At 40.1% G+C, this 3,469-nt stretch carries 1 protein-coding gene; it reads left to right on the top strand.

The features are described from left to right. Positions 1–3,428: AAA domain-containing protein (locus Aba26S_RS20485; RefSeq protein WP_043974914.1), on the top strand; the 3,428-nt coding region annotated here is incomplete at its 5' end. Positions 3,429–3,469 lie beyond the last annotated feature (41 nt).

Here is a 3,469-nt window from a genome sequence, read left to right as displayed (position 1 = left end):
TTGTTCGTAAGGCGATTGTCAATATTGCAGGCTGGGAAGTAAAAGCAGAGGCTGCTATTGGCCAGTTCTCATTCTCAAAATATTTAATGTGGCTTGATTTATCTTCAAGAATGGATCAGCTAAAAAATCAGGCTGTAGTTAACCATCTGATTGAATCTCCACGCGAACCGTTTATTAAACAAGCTGAGTTTCCACAATCAACTCAGCTAGATGAGAAATATCAACCCCAACAATTATTTACACCCTTATCATCTGATTCTTCGCAGTTAGCCGCAGTCATGTCCGCTGCTTTGGGACGTACTTTTGTATTGTCAGGCCCTCCAGGTACAGGTAAGTCACAGACCATTACCAATATGGTTTCGCAGTGTTTGGCTGATGGTAAATCGGTATTATTCGTTTCTGAAAAAATGGCGGCATTAGAAGTCGTCTATCGTCGCCTGACACAAATCGGCTTAAGCGAATTGTGTTTGCAACTACACTCCTCTAAAGCACAAAAAATGGAGGTGCTGGATCAACTGAGAGAACGGGCTCAGAAAAACAATGATCCTTATTTTTTAACTACTCAACCCGAAACAACAGAATGGCAGAAACTTTCAGATCAATTAGTCCAGACGCGTGATGAACTGAATCAGCATGTAAAAAATCTGCATACAACACATGCAATTGGCTGGAGTCTGTACGCTGCAATGAGTGATGAACTCCGCTATCGGGAAACGCCTCAGTTACGTTTTCCTGATCTCAATATTGCCACCCTGACAGCTCAGAAACGCGAGTTACTGAATGAGACTGTGACACAGGCGGTGAGCTTACGTCAGCTAGTAAATGAAAATGCTAAAAATGTCTTAAATGGTTTTGCAGAAGGTCTATCCGAACCAATTTGGAGTTTAGCGTGGCAGGAACAATATCAACGATTACAAGACCAACTGATAGTACAAATACAGAATTTGCAAAAGTCCATTTCTGCTTGGCAAGATGTTTTTGAATTTGATACTAAGCACAATCTGGGTCAGGTTGAACAAGATGTTTCAATTTTTAAGGCCTTATCTGTTCTTGTCCAGCAAACAGATTTAAAATTATTAGCGCTGATTAAGGACATTGATTTAAGAACTATTACGCATGCACAACAGTTGGCTCAAGATCTTAAACAACAACGTGCCGAGTTGATTGGACAATATCAGCCTCAAATATATCAAGTCGACTTAAATCAAATTGCATTTAAATGGCGCGAAGCGGAAGCAAAAATTTTTCCATTTTCATGGTTTGCGAAGTTCCAGTTGAGAAATCTGGTTAAAACCTACCAAATTTCAGCACAACGCCCGACAACGTCGGCCGTTGCACATGACTTGCCAATTTTACAGAATATTCAGCGCCAACAACATCAATTTACTGAGTGTGAAAATCAGTTAGCAGCTAAACTTGGTGGTTACTGGCAGGGTGAAGACAGTGCATGGCAAAGTTTTGAAAAGATGCATAATCAGTGGCAAGACATTGTGCAGATTATGGCAGCAACCAGCACGAATCAAGCGACTTTATTCAAAGCTTTGGCATTTAGTCAGAATCATGGTTTAGATGCGCTCATACAAAATATAACGGATGTGAAAACTTCATTCAGTCAATTGCTCAATGATCATGCACTGCAAAAAGATGGTCTAATCACTGAATATCAAAATATTAATTTTGAAGAGATTCTTGAAAGACAACAGCAATTACAGCATCACGTTTCAGCTTGGAGACATTGGTTAAATTGGCAAGCAATGAAAGAGCAATTGGTTAAAAATGGTTTAAAACCATTGGCCTTTGAGCTGCTACAGACTCCATTAGCGTTGGATGAGGCATTAAAGCGCTTAAATATCAATATAGCGAGACACTGGATTACCCATCAATTTAGCCAGCACCCGGAACTCAATCAGTTCAACAGTCAACTACATGAACAAAAGGTAAAATCTTTTGCACAGCAAGATAAACAGCATCAGCTTGCTGCAAGTCAGGAAATTATCCATCGATGGAATGGTATTTTTACTGAGCAGAATCAATATAAAGGGCAATGGACAGTACTAAACAAAGAATTAGGCAAAAAACGCCGTCATATTCCTGTTCGCGAATTGATGCGTCAAATTCCAGATGTCTTGGTCGGTTTAAAGCCATGTTTATTAATGAGCCCTTTATCTGTTGCTCAATATCTGGATACAGAGGCAAAATTTGATGTGGTGATTTTTGATGAAGCATCCCAGATTCCGGTATGGGATGCGATTGGTGCATTGGCCAGAGGTAAGCAGTCGATTGTGGTGGGAGATAATAAGCAAATGCCACCGACAAGTTTCTTTGGTAAAGGCGATTCTGAAGAAGAGGTTGATGAAGAAGTTACTGAAGACTTGGAAAGTATTCTGGATGAATGCCTTGCTGCCCAATTGCCTGAGCTGGCTTTAAATTGGCATTATCGTAGCCGTTATGAAAGCCTTATTCAATTTAGTAATCAAAAATATTACAAAGGGGGGTTATTCACGTTCCCTGCGCCTGTCGCCAAGGATACCGCTGTAAAATTACATATGGTTGAGGGTGTTTACGATAAAGGTGATACAAGAACCAACAGCAATGAAGCAAAAGCGATTGTAGAGTTCATTGTTCAACATTTACAGTCACAGTTAGGGCAAGAGAATCCTTTGACCTTGGGTGTTGTAACTTTCAATATGACTCAACAGAAACTGATCGAAGACTTGCTAGACAATGAATTGGCACATCAGCCTGAACTAGAAAGTTTAAGTAAAGCCGGTATTGAACCCTTATTCGTGAAAAACTTGGAAAATGTACAAGGCGATGAGCGAGATATTATTGTTTTTTCAATTACATATGCCAAAGATCAGAATGGTCGTTTATCAATGAATTTTGGTGCACTGAATCGGCAAGGTGGACAACGCCGTCTAAACGTTGCGATTACTCGTGCACGGCAAGGTTTACATGTTTTTTCTGCCCTAAGTCCAGAAGAAATTAATTTAGCACGTACCAATAGCGAAGGTGTTCGGGATTTAAAAGACTTTTTGATATTTGCCAGAAGTGGTCAATTACACCTGAATTATGTCGATCAAGCGAAAAAGCAAGCTAAAAAAGAACTTGTACAATATTTACAAACCATGTTGGAAAAACGCGGTTGGAATGTCGATATAGAGATCGGTCAAGGTGATAGCTGTGTAGACTTAGCGATAAAAGATGATCTAAATTCGGGTTGTTATATTGCGGGTATTCTTGTCGATGGTGAAAACTATGCCAAAGCAGCGACTGCAAGAGATCGAGATCAGCTCAGACCAATGGTATTAAAAGGCACTGTATTTTGCAAGACAAGCCTCACAGACTTGCGTAAAATCATTATACGCAAGTCGAGAAGTGTTCGGATTTCGCATAACTCTATGTTATGTTCCTTGGGATACACTTGACAGCGATTCAGTTAAAGCTGTCAAGTGCGGTGCGATCTGAC

Origin of the sequence: Acinetobacter sp. NBRC 110496, assembly GCF_000876115.1 — a bacterium.
Classification (GTDB): Bacteria; Pseudomonadota; Gammaproteobacteria; order Pseudomonadales; family Moraxellaceae; genus Acinetobacter.
This window is presented reverse-complemented; position numbering and strand designations above follow the sequence as displayed.